The 20,643-nt window shown below is 67.7% G+C and carries 21 protein-coding genes; 15 read left to right on the top strand and 6 right to left on the bottom strand.

The features are described 5' to 3' along the window. Positions 1-893: YihY family inner membrane protein (locus AC1DS3_RS18675; RefSeq protein ID WP_477127680.1), on the bottom strand; the 893-nt coding region annotated here is incomplete at its 3' end. A gap of 157 nt (positions 894-1,050) precedes the next feature. Here AC1DS3_RS18675 and wrbA point away from each other — a divergent pair. The 3 genes from wrbA to AC1DS3_RS18660 all read left to right on the top strand — a co-directional run bounded on the left by wrbA (position 1,051) and on the right by AC1DS3_RS18660 (position 3,610). Further along, entirely contained in the window at positions 1,051-1,656 is a 606-nt protein-coding gene (gene wrbA, locus AC1DS3_RS18670) for an NAD(P)H:quinone oxidoreductase (RefSeq protein WP_477127679.1), read from the top strand. Continuing rightward, complete coding sequence (locus AC1DS3_RS18665) at positions 1,653-2,102, top strand: DUF2069 domain-containing protein (RefSeq protein WP_477127678.1); 450 nt, start codon at positions 1,653-1,655, stop codon at positions 2,100-2,102. The genes wrbA and AC1DS3_RS18665 overlap by 4 nt, the downstream gene beginning before the upstream one ends. Positions 2,103-2,188: 86 nt before the next feature. Further along, complete coding sequence (locus tag AC1DS3_RS18660) at positions 2,189-3,610, top strand: FAD-binding oxidoreductase (RefSeq protein ID WP_441630506.1); 1,422 nt, start codon at positions 2,189-2,191, stop codon at positions 3,608-3,610. A 20-nt stretch (positions 3,611-3,630) separates the two neighbouring features. Here AC1DS3_RS18660 and AC1DS3_RS18655 read toward each other — a convergent pair whose 3' ends face one another. From AC1DS3_RS18655 to AC1DS3_RS18635, 5 genes are all read right to left on the bottom strand, one after another. Continuing rightward, positions 3,631-4,446, bottom strand: a complete 816-nt coding sequence (locus tag AC1DS3_RS18655; RefSeq protein WP_441630504.1) for a DUF2145 domain-containing protein — start codon at positions 4,444-4,446, stop codon at positions 3,631-3,633. Between the two features lie 11 nt (positions 4,447-4,457). Beyond that, positions 4,458-4,961, bottom strand: coding sequence for a hypothetical protein (locus AC1DS3_RS18650; protein WP_441630502.1), 504 nt, complete (start codon positions 4,959-4,961; stop codon positions 4,458-4,460). 151 nt (positions 4,962-5,112) lie between these two features. After that, positions 5,113-5,655 (bottom strand): gamma carbonic anhydrase family protein, encoded by a 543-nt coding sequence (locus AC1DS3_RS18645; protein ID WP_441630501.1) that lies wholly within the window; start codon positions 5,653-5,655, stop codon positions 5,113-5,115. 148 nt (positions 5,656-5,803) lie between these two features. Further along, positions 5,804-6,481, bottom strand: a complete 678-nt coding sequence (locus tag AC1DS3_RS18640) for a DsbA family protein (RefSeq protein ID WP_441630499.1) — start codon at positions 6,479-6,481, stop codon at positions 5,804-5,806. 61 nt (positions 6,482-6,542) lie between these two features. Next, positions 6,543-7,193 (bottom strand): DsbA family oxidoreductase, encoded by a 651-nt coding sequence (locus tag AC1DS3_RS18635; RefSeq protein ID WP_441630497.1) that lies wholly within the window; start codon positions 7,191-7,193, stop codon positions 6,543-6,545. Between the two features lie 227 nt (positions 7,194-7,420). On the opposite strand from AC1DS3_RS18635, the gene AC1DS3_RS18630 reads away from it, so the two are divergent. The 12 genes from AC1DS3_RS18630 to AC1DS3_RS18575 form a co-directional block, all read left to right on the top strand. Beyond that, the gene (locus AC1DS3_RS18630) at positions 7,421-8,578 is read left to right on the top strand and encodes an FAD binding domain-containing protein (RefSeq protein ID WP_441630495.1); all 1,158 of its coding nucleotides are present in this window, start codon (positions 7,421-7,423) and stop codon (positions 8,576-8,578) included. A gap of 153 nt (positions 8,579-8,731) precedes the next feature. Next, the gene (locus AC1DS3_RS18625) at positions 8,732-9,220 is read left to right on the top strand and encodes a VOC family protein (RefSeq protein ID WP_441630493.1); all 489 of its coding nucleotides are present in this window, start codon (positions 8,732-8,734) and stop codon (positions 9,218-9,220) included. A 2-nt stretch (positions 9,221-9,222) separates the two neighbouring features. After that, positions 9,223-10,446, top strand: a complete 1,224-nt coding sequence (locus AC1DS3_RS18620) for an FAD binding domain-containing protein (RefSeq protein WP_441630491.1) — start codon at positions 9,223-9,225, stop codon at positions 10,444-10,446. A gap of 49 nt (positions 10,447-10,495) precedes the next feature. Then, positions 10,496-10,858 carry a DUF485 domain-containing protein gene (locus tag AC1DS3_RS18615; protein WP_441630489.1) on the top strand — a complete coding sequence of 121 codons (363 nt, stop codon included), beginning with the start codon at positions 10,496-10,498 and terminating at the stop codon, positions 10,856-10,858. After that, complete coding sequence (gene actP / locus AC1DS3_RS18610; protein WP_477127677.1) at positions 10,855-12,504, top strand: cation/acetate symporter ActP; 1,650 nt, start codon at positions 10,855-10,857, stop codon at positions 12,502-12,504. Before AC1DS3_RS18615 ends, actP begins: the two co-directional genes overlap by 4 nt. A gap of 122 nt (positions 12,505-12,626) precedes the next feature. Then, the gene (locus AC1DS3_RS18605; protein ID WP_217446607.1) at positions 12,627-13,310 is read left to right on the top strand and encodes a TetR/AcrR family transcriptional regulator; all 684 of its coding nucleotides are present in this window, start codon (positions 12,627-12,629) and stop codon (positions 13,308-13,310) included. Positions 13,311-13,355: 45 nt separating this feature from the next. Further along, positions 13,356-14,279 (top strand): LysR family transcriptional regulator, encoded by a 924-nt coding sequence (locus AC1DS3_RS18600; RefSeq protein WP_441630485.1) that lies wholly within the window; start codon positions 13,356-13,358, stop codon positions 14,277-14,279. A gap of 181 nt (positions 14,280-14,460) precedes the next feature. Then, entirely contained in the window at positions 14,461-15,573 is a 1,113-nt protein-coding gene (locus AC1DS3_RS18595) for an alkene reductase (protein WP_441630483.1), read from the top strand. Positions 15,574-15,903: 330 nt separating this feature from the next. Next, positions 15,904-17,178, top strand: a complete 1,275-nt coding sequence (locus AC1DS3_RS18590) for a c-type cytochrome (protein WP_441630481.1) — start codon at positions 15,904-15,906, stop codon at positions 17,176-17,178. Next, positions 17,175-17,684 carry a (2Fe-2S)-binding protein gene (locus AC1DS3_RS18585; protein WP_441630479.1) on the top strand — a complete coding sequence of 170 codons (510 nt, stop codon included), beginning with the start codon at positions 17,175-17,177 and terminating at the stop codon, positions 17,682-17,684. The genes AC1DS3_RS18590 and AC1DS3_RS18585 overlap by 4 nt, the downstream gene beginning before the upstream one ends. After that, on the top strand, positions 17,681-19,945 hold the full coding sequence (locus AC1DS3_RS18580; RefSeq protein ID WP_477127676.1) for a xanthine dehydrogenase family protein molybdopterin-binding subunit: 2,265 nt from the start codon (positions 17,681-17,683) through the stop codon (positions 19,943-19,945). Before AC1DS3_RS18585 ends, AC1DS3_RS18580 begins: the two co-directional genes overlap by 4 nt. Before the next feature lie 59 nt (positions 19,946-20,004). Beyond that, positions 20,005-20,643: FAD-dependent monooxygenase (locus AC1DS3_RS18575; RefSeq protein WP_477127675.1), on the top strand; the 639-nt coding region annotated here is incomplete at its 3' end.

Here is a 20,643-nt window from a genome sequence, read left to right as displayed (position 1 = left end):
GCATCGAAGAACTCGCTGCCGGCAAAGGTGCGGCGGCGCCAGTAGCCCTGCCGGATCACCGGCAGGTTGGCGGCGATGGTGGCGCCCAGCAGCGTCACCAGCCAGCTCAGGTAGATCCACAGCAGGAAGATCGGCAGCGCGGCAAAGGTGCCGTAGACCGCGGTGTAGGTCGGGATATGGGTGACGAAGTAGCCGAAGCCGCGCTTGGCCAGCTCGAAGGCCAGCGCTGCCACCAGCCCGGCGGCAATCGCGTCGCGCCACTCCACGTTGGCGTTGGGCACGGCCGTGTAGAGGAAGGCAAAGGCGACCGCCGACAGCAGCACTGGCGTCAGGCCGACCACCAGCCCCAGCCCGAACGGCATGGTGCCGACATAGCCGGCCGAGACCGAGATCAGGTAGGAGCTGATCGACAGGCTGGCGCCGATCAGCACGGGGCCCAGCGTCAGCACGGCCCAGAACACCAGCACGCGCTGCGCCAGCGGGCGGCGTTGCTTGACGCGCCAGATCGCGTTGAGCGCGTCCTCCACCGTCAGCATGGTGAGCACCGAAGTCACCATCAGGCCACCCAGGCCCACCGCCGTGAGGCCCTTGGCATTCTTGGCGAACTGGCCAAGGTAGCTGGTGATGGAATTACTGACGTTGCCAGGAATCAGGTTCTGGAACAGGAAGGATTCGGTCGCGCTGCGAAACTCGCGGAATACCGGGAAGGCCGCCAGCAAGGCGAAGGCCACGGTCAGCACCGGCACCACCGCCAGCACCGTGGTGAAAGTCAGGCTGGCCGCAACCTGCGGCAAGCGGCCTTCGCCGGCGCGACGCAGCGCGTAGCGCGTGAGCGCGCGTAGTTTTTGCAGATTCCATTCCCTGCGCAGGCGAACGATGCGGGCGGCAAACATGCGGGGGAAACTCCTTACCGGATTCCGTGGCGAGGCCGCAACTATAATACGCGCATTGCCCTCGCGCGCAGCGCAAGGCACAAACCCGGCCTGCCTCCCGGGACCGCTCCATCCTGGCGCCTCCCCGGTTACACCGTTTGGCGCCGTAGCTCCGTCCATGACCGAACTCCTAGTCCTCTACTACAGCCGCCACGGCAGCACCCGCAAGCTGGCCGAACACATCGCCACCGGCATCGACAGCGTGCCCGGCGCCCAGGCGCGCCTGCGCACGGTGCCGCCGGTCTCGACGGTGAGCGAAGCCACTGCTCCGGATATCCCCCCGCAAGGCCCGCCGTATGCCGAACTGCGCGACCTCGAGGAGTGCGCGGGCCTGGCCCTGGGCAGCCCCACGCGCTTCGGCAACATGGCCGCGCCGATGAAGTACTTCCTCGATGGCACGGTGGCCCAGTGGCTGTCTGGCGCCCTCACCGGCAAGCCCGCCTGCGTGTTCACCGCCACCGGCAGCCTGCACGGGGGCCAGGAAACCACCTTGYTGTCSATGATGCTGCCSCTGYTSCAYCACGGCATGCTGGTCATGGGCCTGCCCTATTCGGAAAGCGCGCTGATGACCACCACSGSCGGCGGCACSCCCTACGGCCCRAGCCACCACGCGCGCGTGGACAACAGCGCGCCGGTGTCCGAAGAGGAAGCCACGCTCGCGCGCGCCATGGGCAAACGGCTGGCCGAGACCGCGCTGCGCCTGGCCGGCGGGAGCCGCGCATGAGCGCCGCCCCGAAAGTCCCGGACGCGTCGCACACCACGGCCCCGTCCACCGCCAACACCAGCGACGGCGCGCTGCACAACGCCACCCTGTGGCGCCTGAGCGCCGGCAGCCTGATCGCGCTGATCGTGCTGTGCATCGCCTGGGAATGGTTCCTGGCGCCGCTGCGTCCGGGCGGCTCCTGGCTGATCCTCAAGTTCCTGCCTCTGCTGCTGCMGCTGCGCGGCGTGCTGACCCGCAACCGCTACACGATGCAGTGGTCGTCGATGCTGATCCTGCTGTTCTTCACCGAAGGCATCGTGCGCGCCACCAGCGACCGCGCGCCATCTTCCTCGCTGGCGTGGACCGAGGTGGCCCTGACGCTGCTGTTCTTCTTCGGCACCATCCTCTACCTGCGCCCTTACAAGCGCCGTGCCAAGGCCCTGCAGCCGGCCAAGCCCGGCAAATGACCACGCCGGCGAGCTCGCCATCAGCCCGCACCGATCCATCTCAGCGCGGCCGCCCTGACGGCGGCCGCCCTCCCGGACCCACCGCCATGAACGCCTCGCACCTCGAATCCTTCCTTGCCCTGTGCCGCGCCGCGCTCGGCGAGCAGCACGTGCTGACCGACGCCGCCGACAAGGCCCCCTACCTGACCGACTGGCGCAAGCGCTACACGGGCGAGGCAGTGGCGGTGCTGCGGCCGGGCACGGCGGAGGAAGTCGCCGCCGCCATGCACGCCTGCCACGCGCACAAGCTGGCCGTGGTGCCGCAAGGCGGCAATACGGGGCTATGTGGCGGCGCCACGCCGCAGGCGGACCAGGCTTCGGTGGTGATCTCGCTGCAACGCCTGAACCGCGTGCGGCAGGTGGACCCGCTCAACAACACCATCACCGTGGAAGCCGGCGTGATCCTGCAGCAGTTGCAGGACACCGCGCGCGAGCACGGGCGGCTGTTCCCGCTGAGCCTGGCCGCGGAGGGCAGCTGCACCATCGGCGGCAACCTTTCCACCAACGCGGGCGGCACGGCCGTGCTGCGCTATGGCAATACGCGCGAGCTTTGCCTGGGGCTGGAGGTGGTAACGCCTGCCGGCGAGATCTGGGACGGCCTGCGCGGCCTGCGCAAGGACAACACGGGCTATGACCTGCGCGACCTGTTCATCGGGGCGGAAGGCACGCTTGGCATCATCACCGCCGCCGTGATGAAGCTCTACCCGCTGCCACGCGCCCGCGTCACCGCGCTGGCAGCCGTGGCCAACCCGCGCGCTGCGCTGGCCCTGCTGGCCATCGCCCAGCAGCGCGCGGGCGCCATGCTGACCGGCTTCGAGCTGATGTCCGAGCGATGCCTGTCGCTGGTCACCACGCACTATCCGCAATTGCGCTATCCGTTCGACCGCCCGCACCCCCAGGTCGTGCTGCTGGAACTGTCCGACAATGAAAGCGAAGACCATGCGCGCGCCATCTTCGAAGCGCTGATGGAAACAGCCTTCGAAGCCGGCGTGGTGCAAGACGCGGTGGTCGCCGAATCCGTGCAGCAGTCACGCGACTTCTGGAACCTGCGCGAACATATCCCGCTCGCCCAGGTCGACGAAGGCAAGAACATCAAGCACGACATCGCCGTGCCGATCTCGCGCATCGCCGACTTCATCGACACCACCGACGCCCTGATCCAGCAAGCCTTCCCCGGCGCGCGCATGGTCACCTTCGGCCATCTCGGCGACGGCAACCTGCACTACAACGTGTCGCCGCCCGTGGGCGAAAGCCATGATGCCTTCCTCGGCAACTCGGAAGCCATCAACCTGATCGTGCATGACAGCGTGCACGCCCACCGCGGCTCGATCTCCGCCGAGCATGGGCTGGGACAACTCAAGCGCGAGGAGAACCGCCGCTACAAGAGCGGCGTGGAGCTGGCGATGATGCGGGCGATCAAGCAGGCGCTCGATCCCCAGGGGTTGATGAATCCGGGCAAGGTGATCTGAGCGCAAGCGGCGCCGGCGGCTTAGCGCGCCGCCGGAATTTCCACGACCTGCCAGCCCTCCTTGCGGTCCGCCAGGAATCGCATCACGGAATCGACGGTGACGGTCCTGATGCGGTCGGAGAAGCGCAGTTCAGCGGGATGATCGTCAAAGGCCACGTTGGCCTTGAACACGCGGCCACCCAGGCGCTTGAACGTACCGATCTTCATCTCGGACGGCTGGTAGCCGGCCAGCTTGAGCCAGGCTTGCGCCTGCTCGCGATTGACAATCTTGGCGTCCCTGGCTTCCACGGCTGCCAGCGTTTCCAGCACCCAGGTGTTGGAGTTCTGGTACTGCGTGGAGAATGGGTACGATACCAGGCTGTAGTTGATATCGTGAACCGAGCGCAGGGCTGCGCCATCCTGCAGKCGCGGCAGCAGGCGATCGGCGATCTGCTTGGGAGGGACGATCAGGACGGCATCGTACGAAAACATGTCGTCCAGGAAGAAATTGCCGACGCCCTCGTACCACAGATCCGACTGCGCGGTGCCACAGCTATTGAGCAAATGGGCAATGCGCCAGCGCCCGTCCGCCGGGTTGCGGTAGATGATGCCGACGTGACTGTATTTCAGGCCGTAGCTGGACAGGTCCTGCCCCACCCGGCCCACCAGCGCCACGTTGTCCTGGCGCCGCTCCATCTCCGCCGTCACCTTCTGCGCCGTGGCCATGGCCTGGCGCAGCGTCTGCGTGCTGAGCGGCGTGTCTTCGCAACTCTGCCCTGCCGACGCCAGCAGCGGAACCAGCAGCAAGGCGAGCAAGGCGCCGGCGCGGCCGGTGCGGCCCATCCAGTTCGAGATCATGGTGTGCCCCTTCACGGCTTCGCGGCCGAGGGAACACGCTCGCGATAAAGCAACGCCTCACCGACCGAATTGGGAATGAAGGCGAGCACCTTGCCTGACACCACCAGCACGGTGCCGGTCGAATCGGCCACGGCGTTCACGGTGGCGCCGACCGAGACGCCCAGCTTCTCGAACCCGCTCTTGGCGACCTTGACCGAAGCCTTGCCCGCGGTGCTGACCGAGTCGAGGATCACCTCGACGGTATCCTTCCCGCCCTGCGCAATGCCGGAAACGACAAAGGCGCTGCCCATGCCTGCCAGCAAGGAACCCTGCACCGGGCCCGCGCCACCGGTGCTGCCGGCCACGCTGACGACAGGCGCGGCCAGGATCGACAGCGTGCCGACGGAAACCTGCTCCGACCCGCCCATATTCGCCATGGACTGCGCACTGGCCGGCGCTACACAGAGCGACGCGCAAACGATGACCAGCAATGCGGAGATCGCTCGCACCGAAACCTTGCCTTGATAGAAGTTCATTGTTCTTTTTCTCGAAAATGTGATCTTCTATTGTAAAGGCAAAGCCCTCACAAGCATCAATGCCTGCGCGGCGCTGGACGACAGACTGGGGTTCGCGGCGATCCTGGGCAAGAGCGGCCGGGATATCCCCGCGAACCAGGCAGGCAACCCGTCAAGCGCCCTTCAGCTCCGCCACGTGCTGGTCTTTCAGCTTGACGTAGTTGGCCGCCGTATAGCGGAAGAAACCAAGCTCCTTTTCCGTCAGCGCCCTAGCCTCTTTCGCCGGGCTGCCGACATAGAGATGCCCGCTCTTGAGCACCTTGCCCGGAGGCACCAGGCTGCCGGCGCCGAGGATCACTTCATCCTCGATCACCGCGCCGTCCATCACGATGGTGCCCATGCCGATCAGGATGCGGCTGCCTACCGTGCAGCCATGCAGCAGCGCCTTGTGGCCGATCGTCACGTCGTCGCCGATGGTGAGCGCGAAGCCGTCGGGATTGAAGGGGCCGGCATGGGTGATATGCAGCACGCTGCCGTCCTGCACGCTGGTGCGCGCGCCGATGCGGATGCGGTGCATGTCGCCACGGATGGTCACCAGCGGCCAGATGGAACTGTCCGCGCCGATCTCTACGTCGCCGATCACGACGGCACTGGGGTCGACGAACGCGCGGTCGCCGAGTTGGGGGGCCTTGCCCTGGAAGCTGCGAATGGTCACGATAAAAGCCTGGATACGGAAAGTCGCCAATCAAGCGCGCGCTGCGGCGCCCGGATGGCGCCGGGTCAGCGTGGAGCGCGCCGGTTCGAGCATTCTAATCCGCTGACTGCCTGCACCGCAGCGCCGCGCGATTCGCGTGGGCAAGGTATCAACCCAACCGCCTGAATGACGCCGGAGCACGCACTGATTGCGCCAAAGCCTCCTCCATTGCCTTCTTGAACAACTCCGGCTTCCCGAGGTACCGCCCCAGGCGCAGCCTCGAAATCTTGCCGTCCTGCTCGATGGCCAGCGCCGGGTAACCACGGCCGCCGATCTCATCGAGTAGCGCCCGGGTCTGCTCGAAATGGTCCGGCAGCGTCGCGCCCGCCTCGTCGTAGGCGTTTGCGAACGATGCAGCATCGAGCCCCAGTTCGTCGACAATCTGGATCAGTTCCTTGCGCTCGGCGATCGGGCGTCCCTCGCGGTAATACGCAGTCTGAAGGCGCTCGAGCATCTTTAGCCCTGCGCCGGCGACGGATTCAGCGGCCAGCATCGCCGCGGTGGGCGGGCCGGAATCCAGCCTGACATCGTAGTCGTACTGCGTGCCCTGCTGGTACGTCTCGCTGAAAGGCTGCCCGCTGAGCGCGGTGATGCGTTCCTCGTGAGGGCGAACGAAATCGCGCCATTCGGCGGACATGTTCTGCGCCCGTTCTCCCGCCAGCATGCCGCCGCTGTGCGGCACCACCCTCAGGCCAGCTTCGTCGGCCGCCGACACAAGCGGCGCAAGACCATAGCACCATCCGCAAAACGGGTCGTAGACGTAATGAAGCGTCGCTTGCTTGTTCATTTCTGTGTTCTCCAGATTCTCTGCGGCAGCCGCGCGGTGCACGCTGCCGCTGCGCTCACTATTAAATGGCATTGCCCATTTCCGCCTGCAATGCCTTTTCCATGATGGAAGGGGGCTGCGCCCCAGCGATGACGGTGTTGCCGATCCGCATCGAGGGCACGGAGCGGACCCCCTCGCGCAGCGCCTTCGCCTGCGCCGCCACGACCTCCGCTTCGCCGTCGGTGCCAGACAAGTGGTGCCGCACGGCTTGCGCATCGAATCCAGCCGATACGGCTAGCGGCACGAGTACATCGATCAGGCCGATGTGCTCCCCGCGGGAAAAGTACGCAGCGAATATGGCCTCAAACAGTGCCTCCACCATGGCTGCGTCGCCGGTCTGTTGGGCGAAAGCCATCAGCCGGTGCGCAAGCCGGGTATTGGGCGTGACCGTGATCAGGTCATAGTTGAAATCAAGCCCGGCGCGCCGCCCCATCATCGCCACCTCTGCGTCCATGGCCTGCGAACGGGCCCAGCTGCCGAACTTCGCAGTACGGTAGGCCTTGCGGTCGGCGCCTTCCACCGGCATGTCCGGGTTGAGTTCGTAGGGCACATAAGACATCGCGGGGGCGACCTCGGCCGGCACGCGCTCAATGGCGGCCTTCAGGTTGCGATGGCCGATCCAGCACCACGGGCAAATAAAGTCATAGGTGATCTGGGTGTCAACGGGTTTCATGACGGCTCCTTGCGTGAGTGATGCAGCCAGCGTAGACGGCGGGCCGCATCAGCGGAATGGCATGCCAGCGCAAACCTGCGTTGCCGGCGGCGCAACGCCAGGTTCGCGGGGCGAGTGCGCCCACCCCGTTGCCGCCCACGCAAAACTGCTTTGCCCCCGCCATGCATTCTCTGCGGGCCCGGACGCTTCTACGATGCAATGCATCCACTCGCACTCTGGAGCCACACATGGACACCAATGACGCATCCTCCGTCGGCCCGCGCAAGGCCCTGGTCATAGGCGGCTCGCTGGGCGGCCTGTTCGCGGCCACCGCGCTGCGCGCCGTGGGCTGGCAGGTCGACGTGTTCGAGCGTTCGGCATCGGACCTCGACAGCCGTGGCGGCGGCATTGTGTTGCAGCCGGAGGTACTGCGGGCGTTCTCGTTCGCCGGCATCGCCGCGCACGGAGCGCTAGGTGTGCGCTCGCACGACCGGCTGTTCCTGGATCAAGGCGGCGACGTGCTCCACCGCCAGCGCATGCCGCAGACACAGACCTCATGGAACACGCTGTATGCCACCCTGCTCGATCATTTTCCGGCAGCGCACTATCACCGCGGCGCGGCGCTCACTGCGATCGCGCAGAACGAACACGGCGTGCGCGCCACCTTCGCCGATGGACGCCAGGCGTGCGGCGAATTGCTGGTCGGTGCCGACGGCGCTGGCTCCACGGTGCGCAGTATCGTGCTGCCCGGCGTCGCCCCCAGCTATGCCGGCTATGTCGTCTGGCGTGGCCTGGTCGACGAAGGCCGCCTGCCTGAGGCGGCCAGGCCGCTGCTGCACGAGAACTTCGTGTTCCAGCAAGACCGCGACTCGATGATGCTGCAGTACATGGTGCCCGGCGCCGACGGCGCCACGGCGCCCGGACGACGCCGCTTCAACTGGCTGTGGTACCTGAAGGCCGAGCCCGGCGCGGCGCTCGATGCCGTGCTCACCGATCGCCACGGAAAACGCCGCAGCCATTCGATCCCACCGGGCTTGCTGTCGGCCGAGCAGGAGAAAGGGTTTCGCCAGACCGCCGCCGCGCGCGCCAACCCCGCGTTCCGCGCGCTGATCGATCACACCGATCAGATCTTCGTCCAGGCCATCCAGGACCTGCAGGTGCCTCGCATGGTGTTCGGCCGCGTACTGCTGACCGGCGATGCCGCCTTCATGCCCCGCCCCCATACCGCCGGCAGCACCGCCAAGGCCGCGGCCAATGCCGTGGCGCTGGCCAAAGCGCTCGACGACACGGCCGACCCGGACCAGGCGCTGCAACGCTGGCAGCAGGGCGAACTCGCGCAAGGCAAGCAGATGACCCAGTGGGGCATCGACATGGGTAACCGCATCATGGGAATCGCACTGCATTAAGGCACGGAGCCGTGCCGCGAAGAAGTGGCGCAGCCGGCATGCACTCCGCCAATCAGGGTAAGTACTCCCCTTTTCCGCTCTTGGCTGTTCCGTTCAGCCGCCCTACAATTTATCAAACGATCACTAATCGATCGATCAATAGCAAAGGCAACCATGACCATCCGCAAGCTCGCGCACTTCTCGATCCGCACCACGGACCTCGAGCAATCCTGCGCCTTCTACGAACGCATTCTCGGCTTCAGGCAAGGCTATCGCCCGCCCTTCGATTTCCCCGGCGCCTGGCTGTACATGGGCGGGGACGAGGGTGACTTTGGCACGGTGCACATCATCGGTGCCGACCCCGGCAACCCCGGCGGGCTGTCCGGCTACCTCGGCGACCGCGCACCCTTGGCGGCGGGCACCGGCGCCCTCGACCACATCGCGTTCCTGGCCACCGGCGTGGCGCAGATGTGGGCAAAGCTGGAAGCCGAAGGCATTCCGTGGCGCGACCGCACCGTCCCCAGCCTGGGCCTGCATCAGGTGTTCATCGAGGACCCATCCGGCGTCACCATCGAACTGAACTACCCCGCCGCCGAGGTGGCGGGCCTTGAAATCCCGGGCAACGGCGCGCGCGCACCCCACCCCGAAGTGGCAGGAGACTGACTATGACAACCCTATCGACACGGCCGAAGGCCATCATCGTGGGCGGCTCGCTGGGCGGGCTGTTCGCGGCAAACCTGCTCGCCCGCGGCGGGTGGGAAGTGGAGGTATGCGAGCGCGTTCCCGACGCCCTTGCCGGGCGCGGCGCGGGCATCGTCACGCATCCGGAATTGTTCGAGGCCCTGGCCGCCGCCGGGGTCGAGGTGGACGACGCCATCGGCGTGCAGGTGAAGTCCCGGCTGACGCTGGCCCAGGACGGCAGCGTGCTGTCGCAGCGTGAGCTGCCGCAAACGCTGACGGCATGGGGCAAGATGTATCACGTGCTGCGGTCCGCCTTCACCGGGGGTACCTACCGCACGGGCGCCAATGTGGTGTCGGTGCGCAGCGAGCCCGGCCGCGCCGTGGTGATGCTGGACGATGGCTCGATCCATCACGCCGATCTCGTCGTCGCCGCGGACGGTTTCCGCTCCGCGCTGCGCGAGTGCCTGTTGCCCGAGGCCAGGCTCCAGTACGCCGGCTACATCGCCTGGCGCGGCCTGGTGGACGAAACGAGCCTGAGCGAAGCCACGCGCGACATGCTGTTCGAGAAGTTCGCCTTCTGCCTGCCGCCGCGCGAGCAGATCCTCGGCTACCCGGTGGCGGGCCAGGGCAACAGCACCCGGGTTGGCGAGCGCCGCTACAACTTCGTGTGGTATCGCGCCACCAGCGAAGACGTGGACCTGCCCGACCTGCTGACCGACGCCAGCGGCAAGCGCTGGTCCGGCGGCATCCCGCCCGGGCTGATCCGCCCGGATGTGCTTGCTAGCATGGAAGAGGCCGCGCTGGCCAACCTGGCGCCCCAGTTCGGCGAGGTCGTGACCAAGGCCGCGCAGCCGCTGTTCCAGCCCATCTTCGACCTTGAGGTGCCGCACATGGCCTTCGGCCGCGTGGCGCTGCTCGGCGACGCCGCCTTCGTGGCGCGCCCGCACTGCGGCATGGGCGTGACCAAGGCCGCGGGCGACGCCATCTCGCTGGTCAAGGCCCTGCAAGCGCATGGCAGCGTCAGTGCCGCACTGGAAAGCTACAGCGCCGAGCGCGTGCAGGTGGGCGCGGCCATCGTCCAGCACGCGCGCCACCTCGGCGCCTATATGCAGGCGCAGCTCAAGAACGAGACCGACCGCCAGATGGCCGAGCGCTATCGCACGCCGGAAGCCGTGATGCGCGAGACGGCGGTCTCGACGCGCTTCTGAGCGCGCCGCCGCCCTCCCGCCAGACCAAACGCCCCCAATGGAGACAGCCTTGGAACACACCGCCCCCACCTTTGCCGCAGCCGCCCGCGAAAGCGCCGCGCCCGCTGCGCCCCCACCGAATCCCCTGCTCGCCGATCCGGCATTCCAGTCCCTGGTGCGCGCGCGGCGCAGGTTCGCGTGGGCCCTGACCGCCATCATGCTGGCGGTGTACTTCGGCTACATCCTCACGCTCGCCTTCCGGCCCGCGCTGCTGGGCCGCCAACTGACCCTGGGCCAGCCCATGAGCGTGGGCATTCCCGTCGGCTTCGGCATGTTCGCGCTGACCTTCCTGCTGGTTGCGGTGTACGTGCATCGCACCAACACCGTGTACGACCAGCGCATCGGCGAGCTCAAGCAAGGGGCAGCAAAATGAAACGATCCGCCATCTTCTCCATTTCCGCCACTGCCGCAACCCTGCTGCTTGCCGCCTCGCCCGCGTGCGCGGCACAAAGCTCGGTGGGCCAGGGCATGAACGTCATCGCCATCGCCATGTTCCTGATGTTCGTTGCCGCCACGCTCGTGGTCACGCGCTGGGCGGCCAGGAGCAACCACAGCGTGGCCGATCACTATGCCGCCGGCGGCAAGATCACCGCCCTGCAGAACGGCTGGGCGATTGCCGGCGACTACATGTCGGCGGCCTCCTTGCTGGGCATCTCCGCGCTGGTCTTCACCAGCGGCTACGACGGCCTGATCTACTCCATCGGCTTTCTCGCCAGCTGGCCGATCATCCTGTTCCTGATCGCCGAGCCGCTGCGCAACCTGGGCCGCTTCACGCTGGCGGACGTGGTCTCTTACCGCCTGCAGCAGCGCCCCATCCGCGCGTTCTCCGCGTCCAGTTCCATCGTCATCGTACTGCTGTACCTGGTGTCGCAGATGGTGGGGGCCGGCAAGCTGGTGGAGCTGTTGTTTKGCTTCAGCTACACGGCGGCGGTCGTGCTGGTCGGCGTGCTGATGGTGGTCTATGTGTTCTTCGGCGGCATGCTGGCTACCACCTGGATCCAGATCATCAAGGCGGTGCTGCTGCTTGCGGGCGCCGCTTTCATGGCGTTCATGGTCATGAGCCGCTTCGGCTTCAGCCTGAATGCGCTGTTCGCACAGGCCATCGAGGCCCACGGCAAGCACGCGGCCATCATGCGCCCGGGCGGCCTGGTCTCCGATCCCGTCTCGGCGGTATCGCTCGGCCTGGCGCTGATCTTCGGCACTGCCGGCCTGCCGCATATCCTGATGCGCTTCTTCACCGTCGGCGACGTCAAGGCGGCACGCAAGAGCATCCTGTATGCCACCGGCATCGTCGGCATCGGCTACGCGCTGATCATCATCATCGGCTTCGGCACCATCGCGCTGGTGGCCAGCGATCCGGCCTACCACACGCCTGCCGGCACAGTGATCGGCGGCGTCAACATGGTGGCCGTGCACCTGGCCCATGCCGTTGGCGGCAACCTCTTTCTCGGCTTCATCTGCGCGGTGGCGTTCTCGACCATCCTGGCCGTGGTGGCGGGGCTGACGCTGGCAGGTTCCTCGGCCATCTCGCACGACCTCTATGCCAAGGTCCTGCGCCAGGGCAACGCCACCGACAAGGAGGAGATGCGCGTCTCCCGGATGACCACGCTCGTGCTGGGCGTACTGTCCATCCTGCTGGGCATCCTGTTCGAGAAGCAGACCATTGCCTTTATCGTCAGCCTGACCTTTTCGATCGCCGCCAGCTCGAATTTCCCGGTGCTGCTGCTGTCGATCTACTGGCGCGGACTGACCACGCGGGGCGCTGTGGTGGGCGGCTCTCTTGGTCTGCTGACCGCAGTGGTGCTGACGGTGCTGAGCCCGACCGTATGGGTGCAGGTGCTCGGCCATGCGAGCGCCATCTACCCCTACGAATATCCGGCGCTGTTCTCCATGCTGGCGGCCTTTGCCGGCATTTACGTCTTCTCGGTCACCGACCGGTCCGCGCGCGGCGCGCGCGAACGCGGCGCCTTCAACAATCAGCTGGTCGATTGCGAGCTCGGCCTGGTCAAGCCGCAGTAGGTCCCGTGTCCTGTGCTGCCGGCCACAGTGCCGGCAGCCCGGCCAGCGCCTCACAATTTATCACCCGATTGGTACAATGCCGCAAACGCTCCGCACGGGACGTGCCTGTCACAGGTGAACGAATGAAACGAGACGCAACGCCGCCGGAGACCCCTGCCCCGGCCAAGACCGCAAAACGGCTGCTCCCCGAAGAGCGGGAGCAGCAGATCGTGCAGAAGGCCATCGAGCACTTCACGCGCAACGGATTCTCCGGCAGCACGCGCGATCTCGCCAAGCAGATTGGCGTCACCCAGCCCTTGCTGTACCGCTACTTCTCCAGCAAGGAGGCGCTGATCGACCGGGTCTACAGCGAAGTGTTCCAATGGCGGCCCGACTGGGAACGCCAGATCGCCGATCGCGCCACGCCGCTGACCGAACGGCTGTATGCGTTCTACCTCGACTACGCCTCCGTGATCCTGCGCGAGGAATGGATCCGGGTCTTCATCTTTGCCGGCCTCACGCGCGAAGGCATCAACAACAAGTACCTCAACAAGCTGCGCAGCAAGGTCTTCCTGCCCGTGCTGGCCGAGGTGCGCGCCGCGTACGGCATCCCGGAGCCGCGCAACGCGGCCGAGCTGGAGGCCGAGGTCGAGATGATCTGGGGCCTGCACGCGGCCATCTTCTATCTCGGCGTGCGCAAATGGGTCTATGGCCTCAAGGTGCCCGCGGACATCGGCGCCGTGATCCGCCGCAAGGTGGACATGTTCCTCCACGGCGCGCCTGCCGTCATGCGTTCCCTGCGCGCGCCCGACAAGCCCGGCAACTGAGCCCCCGCAGGGATAGACGGCACCCTTACCGCTGGAGTCTTACCTATGGACAAGCTGCTGGCATTGAAGCTGTTCGTCGAGACAGTCGACGCCAAGGGGTTCTCCTCCGCCGCGCGCCGGGTCAACCTGGCCACGTCATCGGTGACCCGCATGATGGATGGCCTGGAGGAGGAGCTGGGGACCGTGCTGCTGAACCGGTCGACGCGGCAGGTGACGGTGTCCGAAGCCGGCGCCGCCTATTACCAGCGGGCGCGCAAGATCCTCGACGCGGTGGCGGAAGCCGACGCGCTGATCGCCGACCGTGGCGATACACCGGTGGGCCAGCTTCGCGTGTCGCTGCCGGTGGCGTTCGGGCGCCGCTGCATCGCGCCGTTCCTCGGCGGCCTGATCGCGCAGTATCCGAAACTGGAACTGGAAGTCACGCTGACCGACGAGATCGTCGACCTGCTCGGCGAACGCATGGATCTATCCATCCGCCTGGGCAGCGCCGCGTCGCTTGACGAAGTGGTGGCGCGTCAGATCGGCACGTTCCGGCGCAGGGTGGTGGCAAGTCCGGGCTATCTGCAGCAGCGCGGCATCCCCGCCGCGCCGGCGGAGCTGGCCGGGCACGCGTGCCTGCGTTTCACGTACGGCGCGGGCCAGCAGATGTGGACCTTGCTGCGCGGCACCGAAGAAATCCAGGTGCCCGTTCCGGGCACCTTCAAGAGCAACAACGCCGAAGTGCTGCGCGAACTGGCGCTGGCCGACGCAGGCATCGCCCTGCTGCCCGACTGGCTGGTCGACGACGACATCCAGAGCGGGCGGCTGACCGCCCTCCTGGAAGACTGGACGGTCAACCCCAACCGCGCCAGTTCGGCCATCACCGCGCTCTACCTGCCGAACCAGCGCGGCTCGCGGCGCATCGCCGCCTTCCTCGACTTTCTCTCGCGGATTCCCGGGCCGACCGGCCGGCACGAAGCGGGMGGCTGACGCCCTCCCCCCGTTCCCTTTTCCCCCTTGCCGCCAGCGCAACGCAACGTTGCGCGGTGGCCCGATTCTCCGGCGACGGGTTAGCACCTAACCTTCAGGTCATCTCGTTTCGAGACGGCCAGCGGCGCGAAGGCAAGCCTGCTGCCACCGACCGACCCATCGCACCTGACGGAGAACCACCGTGACCCACCATCTCTTCACCCCCGTTCGCCTCGGCAACCATACCCTGGCGCATCGCATTGCCATGGCGCCGCTGACACGCTCGCGCGCCGGCCAGCCCGGCAACGTGCCCACCGACATGAATGTCGAGTACTACCGGCAGCGTGCCAGCGCGGCGCTGATCGTCACCGAAGCCACGCAGATCTCGCAGCAGGGACAGGGCTACGCCTGGACACCGGGCATCCATAGCGCGGCGCAAATCCAGGGATGGCAGGCGGTCAGCGACGCCGTGCATGGGCAAGGCGGCATCATCTTCATGCAACTGTGGCACGTCGGCCGCGTTTCGCACCCGGTGTTCCAGCCCGGCGGCGCGCTGCCAGTGGCACCCAGCGCCCTGCCCGTCCCCGGCAAGACCTTCATCATCGATGCGCATGGCAACGGCGCCTGGAGCGACGTGCCCGTGCCGCAGGCGCTGACCCTCGACGGCATCCGCGATATCGTGTCCGACTACCGGCACGCCGCCCGCAACGCCATGGCTGCCGGCATGGACGGCGTGGAGATCCACGCCGGCAACGGCTACCTGCTCGACCAGTTCATCAACTCCAACAGCAACCAGCGCGACGACGCCTACGGTGGCAGCATCGAGAACCGGGCACGGCTGCTGCTGGAGGTGGTGGACGCGATCGCGGCGGAGGTCGGGCCCGCGCGCGTTGCCGTGCGGCTGACGCCCATGGGGCGCTTCATGGGCATGGGAGATGCATCGCCTGAAGAAACCTTCGGCTACATCGTGCGCCAGCTCGACACCCGGGGCCTGGCCTACCTGCACCTGGTCGAGCCGGCCATGGTCGGCACCGTCAAGGAGGAGCACGCCGATCCCCGCTGGGATGCGATCATCCAGCAACTGCGCGCGGCCTACCGCGGCGTGTTGATGCTGGCGGGCGGCTACGGCCGCGACACCGCCGAGCACGCGCTCGCCAGCGGCCGTGCCGACATCATCGCCTTCGGCCGCCCGTTCATCGCCAATCCCGACCTGCCCGCCCGGCTGCGGGGCGGCCTGCCCTTGAACACGCCCGATGCCACGTCCTTCTTCGGCGGCGGTGCCGGAGGCTACACCGACTATCCGGCCGCGGCGTGAATGCGGATGGCCGACAAGCGATCGGCGTGCCCGGCAAGCCGCGCGGTCAATATCCGCCCGGGCACCTGGCTTACGGCCCCGGCCACACACGTCGCCGGATCGCGCGGCCGCCTGCGCCAGGCGCGCCGGCACACCACCCTCTCATACCTTGGTTTGAGCGTCACAGACCACTGGTCTGATTGTTGCCGGTCAACACGGCTCCTACCATGCGAGTTGAGCCGTGCCTTCCCACCGCTGCCAAAAGTCCCGATGCATGGAATGCGCGCCGCGGGTCTTTATCGATACAAGGATTCCCGCAATGAACCGGCATCTACTCCCGGCAGGCCAGGCATGAAACGCCGGCCCATCCTTCTCGCGGCGGCAGGGGCGGCGGCTGTTGCCCTGGTGGCCGCCGCCGGCATCATGTGGGAGCCGGCCATCGCGCCGATCCCCGCGCCCGCTTCCTTCGACCGGGCGCTGACGCTGGAGGGCGCCCGCGTGGTCGCGCTCGGCGACTGCGCGGTGTGCCATACGGCCAAGGGCGGCCAGCCCTTCGCCGGCGGCCTGCCGCTGGTCACGCCGTTCGGCACCATCTACTCGACCAACATCACGCCCGATGCGCAAACCGGCATCGGCAACTGGTCGCTGGACGCCTTCACGCGCGCCATGCGGCGCGGTATCGCGCGCGACGGCCACCAGCTCTATCCGGCGTTTCCGTACATTCACTTCACCAGGATGTCGGACCGCGAGATCGAGGCGGCCTACGCCTACCTGATGCGGCGCGAGCCCGTGACTGCCAGGCCGCCCGCCAACGCACTGATCTTCCCGCTCAACTTCCGGCCCCTGGTCGCCTTCTGGAACGTGCTGTTCCTGCGGCCCGGCGAAGCGCAGCGCGATCCCGCGCAGGACGAAGCCTGGAACCGCGGCCGCCTGCTGGTGGACGGGCTTGGCCACTGCGCCGCCTGCCACTCGCCGCTCAATGCGATCGGCGGGGAAAAACCGGGCCGCGCCTTCGACGGCGGCGTGGTGGACAACTGGGAAGCGCCGCCGCTGAACCGCCTGGCGAGCGGGCCAGCGCCCTGGACCAAGGCGCAGCTAAGCACCTACCTGCGCACCGGCATCTCCGCGGCGCATGGCGCTGCAGCCGGGCCGATGCTGCCGGTCACGCTCGAACTGGCCACCGTGCCAGAGGCGGACGTCGATGCCATTGCGAGCTATCTGATGTCGCTGCACGAGCCGGCACCCGCGCCCGCCGTGGTGCCGGTCTCGGCGGCCGTGACCGACCAGTCCGCCATCGCGCGCGGCGCGACGCTCTTCACCGGGGCGTGCGCCGCCTGCCATGGCCCCGGTTCGCCAATGCAGAGCGCGGGTGCCCGCCCCAGCCTCGCCACCAGTTCCGCGGTCAACGCGAGCACGCCGCGCAACGCCATCCAGATGATGCTGCAAGGCGTGGCGTGGAACGGCGAGGACGCGATGCACTACATGCCTGCGTTCGCACAGGCCTTCGACGACCAGCAGCTTGCCGACCTGGCGGCCTACCTGCGCGCCACCTACACCCGGCAGCCGCCGTGGACCGGCGTGCAGGACACCGTAGCTAACCTCAGGAAAGGGGACGAATCGAGATGATCAAGCTCACCGTCAACGGCGCCAGCCACGCGCTGGACATCGATCCGTCCACGCCACTGCTCTACGCCCTGCGCGGCGAGTTGCACCTGCACGGCGCCAAGTTCGGCTGCGGCCTGGGCCAATGCGGCGCCTGCACCGTCATCGTCGGCGACCGCCCCGTGTTTTCATGCCTGATGCCGGTGGCATCGGTCGGCGCCCGGCCGGTGCGCACCATCGAGAGCCTGGGCACCGCCGATAAGCCGGGTCCCTTGCAGAAAGCGTTCATCGACCACCAGGCGGCGCAGTGCGGTTATTGCATCGCCGGCATGATCATGCGTGCGCAGGCTCTGCTGGAGGTCAACGCGCACCCCACCGAGGCCGAGCTGCGCGCGCATATGGAGCCCAACCTGTGCCGGTGCGGCACCCATATGCGCATTCTGGCGGCCATCCGCGCCGTGGCCGGCATGCCCAGCGCCGTGCGCCCGGGCGGGGTCAAGGGCGAGGGCAGCAAGGAGGGGACGCGATGAGCGGCCATGACGACCCCATCGACCTGGGCCGCCGCGCCATCCTGGTCTCGGGCTCGCTGGTGGTGGGCTTCACGCTGCTGCCAGGCCGCAAGGCCATGGCGCAAATGGTGCTGGCCGACGAGGGTGCCGCCGTGCAGGTCGCGCGGCAGTACGGAGCATTGGCGGGCAGCCTGAAGACCAACCCCTATCTCGACGCCTGGATCAGGATCGCCCCCGACAACCAGGTCACGGTGTACACCGGCAAGGTCGAGCTGGGCACCGGTGTGCGCACCGCGCTGCTGCAGGTGGCGGCGGAGGAACTGCAGATGGCGCCCGCGCTGATCACCTTCCTGAGCGCCGATACCGGCCGTTCGCCGGACGAAGGGCTGACCGCCGGCAGCCACACCATGGCCGACAGCGGCAGCGCCCTGCTCAACGCGGCGGCCCAGGTGCGCGGGCTGCTGACCGACGCCGCCGCGCGGCAGCTGCGTGTCGATGCGGCATCGCTGTCGGTCGGCAATGCGCGCATCACGGCCCCCGACGGGCGCTCGCTGTCGTTCGGCGAACTGCTGCCCGCGGTGAACCTGCACCGCACGGCAACACCCGCCTCGCCGCTGCGCGACCCCAAGTCGTTCTCCGTGATCGGCACGCCGATGCCCCGGCTGGACATTCCCGGCAAGGTCACCGGCAAGCCGAGCTATGTCCAGGACCTGGCCATGCCGGGCATGGTGCATGCGCGCGTGGTACTGCCGCCGGCCTATGAGGCCGCGCTGCTGTMGGTCGACGAGACCACCGTCAAGTCCATGCCCGGCGTGATCGCCGTCGTGCGCGACGGCAACCTGCTCGCCGTGGTGGCCGCGGGGGAATGGCAGGCGGTACTGGCTCAGCGCGCGCTCAGCGCCGCCTGCCGCTGGAGCAAGGGGCGCGCGCTGCCCCGCCCCGCCGACGTGATCGCGCAGCTCAAGCCACTCTCCACGCAGCACATCGAGATCGCCAACACACGGGGCGCAGTGCCGGCAGGCGCCAGGACGCTGGCCGCCAGCTATTCCAAGCACTACCTGATGCACGGATCGATCGGCCCCTCGTGCGCCGTCGCGCAGTTGCAGGACGGCGTGCTGACCGTATGGACCCACTCCCAGGGTGTCTACCCGCTGCGCGACGGCCTGGCCGAGATGCTGTCGATGCCCAAGGACAAGCTGCGCTGCATCCACGTGGAAGGCTCGGGCTGCTACGGGCACAACGGCGCCGACGACGCCGCCGCACATGCCGCCTATCTGGCCCGCGCCCTGCCGGGAAAGCCGGTGCGCGTGCAATGGATGCGTGACCAGGAGAACCTGTGGGACCACTTCACGCCGGCCATGGCCACCGAGGTCAAGGCCTCGCTCGATGCCAGCGGCCATATCGTCGACTGGAACTACGCGCTGTGGAGCAGCTCGCATAACGAGCGCGTGATCAACGCGGGCCGGCTGCTGCCCGCCACCCAGCTGGCCAGGCCCTTCGTCCCCGCGCCCTCGGCCCCGATGGTGCAGCCCGAAGGCGGCGGCGACCGTAACGCGATTCCGCTCTACAAGCTCCCGGCCTCGCACATCGTCAACCACTTCTCGCCGACCATGCCGCTGCGCACCTCGGCGATGCGCTCGCTGGGCGCGCACATGAACGTCTTCTCGATCGAGAGCTTCATGGACGAACTGGCCGCCGCGGCCAACACCGACCCCGTGGCGTTCCGGCTGCGGCATCTGGAAGACCTGCGCGCGCGCGACGTGATCCAGCTTGCGGCCGCCAGGTTCGGCTGGCCCCGGCGCGGCCGCAAGCCCGGCCACGGCGTCGGCTTCGCGTTCGCCAGGTACAAGAACCTGATGGGCTATATGGCGATCGCGCTGGAGATCTCGGTGGTGCGCGACACGGGACTGGTACGCCTGGAGCATGCGGAGGTGGCCGTCGACTGCGGGCAGATCGTCAATCCGGATGGCGTGCGCAACCAGATCGAGGGCGGCGTCCTGCAGGCCGCGAGCTGGACGCTGTACGAGCAGCTGCGCTTCGATACCAGCGGCATCGGTAGCTTCGATTGGAGTGCCTATCCGATCATGCGCTTCTCCGCCGTGCCCACCACCGTCAACGTGCACCTGATCGACCGCCCCGGCACGCCCTTCCTCGGCGTGGCCGAAGCAGCCATGGGGCCCACGGCGGGCGCCATCGGCAATGCCCTGTTCGACGCCACCGGCAAGCGGCTGCGCGACATGCCGCTGGGCGGCGAGCGGCTGCGCAGGGAAATCGCGCCGTAGCGCGCAGCGTGCCATGACCCGGGCGCTGACCGGCGCCCGGCCCCTGAACCTTCAACGCCATGACCATCATGCCCATCGTGCCCACCATGCCCACGTCCAGACCTTACCGCGCCATCGTGATCGGCGGCTCGCTCGGCGGGCTCTTTACCGCCATCTGCCTGCGCGCCATCGGCTGGGAGGTCGATGTCTTCGAGCGCTCGCCGCAGCAGCTCGACAGCCGCGGCGGCGGGCTAGTGCTGCAGCCCAGCGTGCTCGACGCGCTGGCCTTCGCCGGGGTCGCGCACCCGCCAGAGTTCGGCGTGCCGTCGAAGGACCGCATCTTCCTGGACCGCGCGGGTGTAGTTCGCCGCATCGACATGCCGCAGACGCAAATCGCCTGGAACGGACTCTATGCCCTGATGAAAGGCGCGCTTGATCCGCGCATGATCCATGCCGGCGAGGAACTGGTCACGCTGGCCCGCGAGGCCGATCATGTGACGGCCCGCTTTGCCTCCGGCCGCACCGAGCGCGCGGATCTGCTGGTCGGCGCCGACGGACCGCTGTCCACGGTGCGGCAGCAACTGCTGCCCGGCGATGCGCCCGCCTATGCTGGCTATGTCGCCTGGCGCGGCGTGCTGCCCGAGGCAGCGCTGGGCGAGCAGGCCAGGTCGCTGCTGGTCGATGCCTTCGCCTTCCAGGACGGGCCGGGACACCAGATG

The organism is Cupriavidus sp. 01L46 (assembly GCF_056399905.1).
Note: the sequence above shows the minus strand (reverse complement) of the source record. Positions and strands in the feature narration are given on the sequence as shown.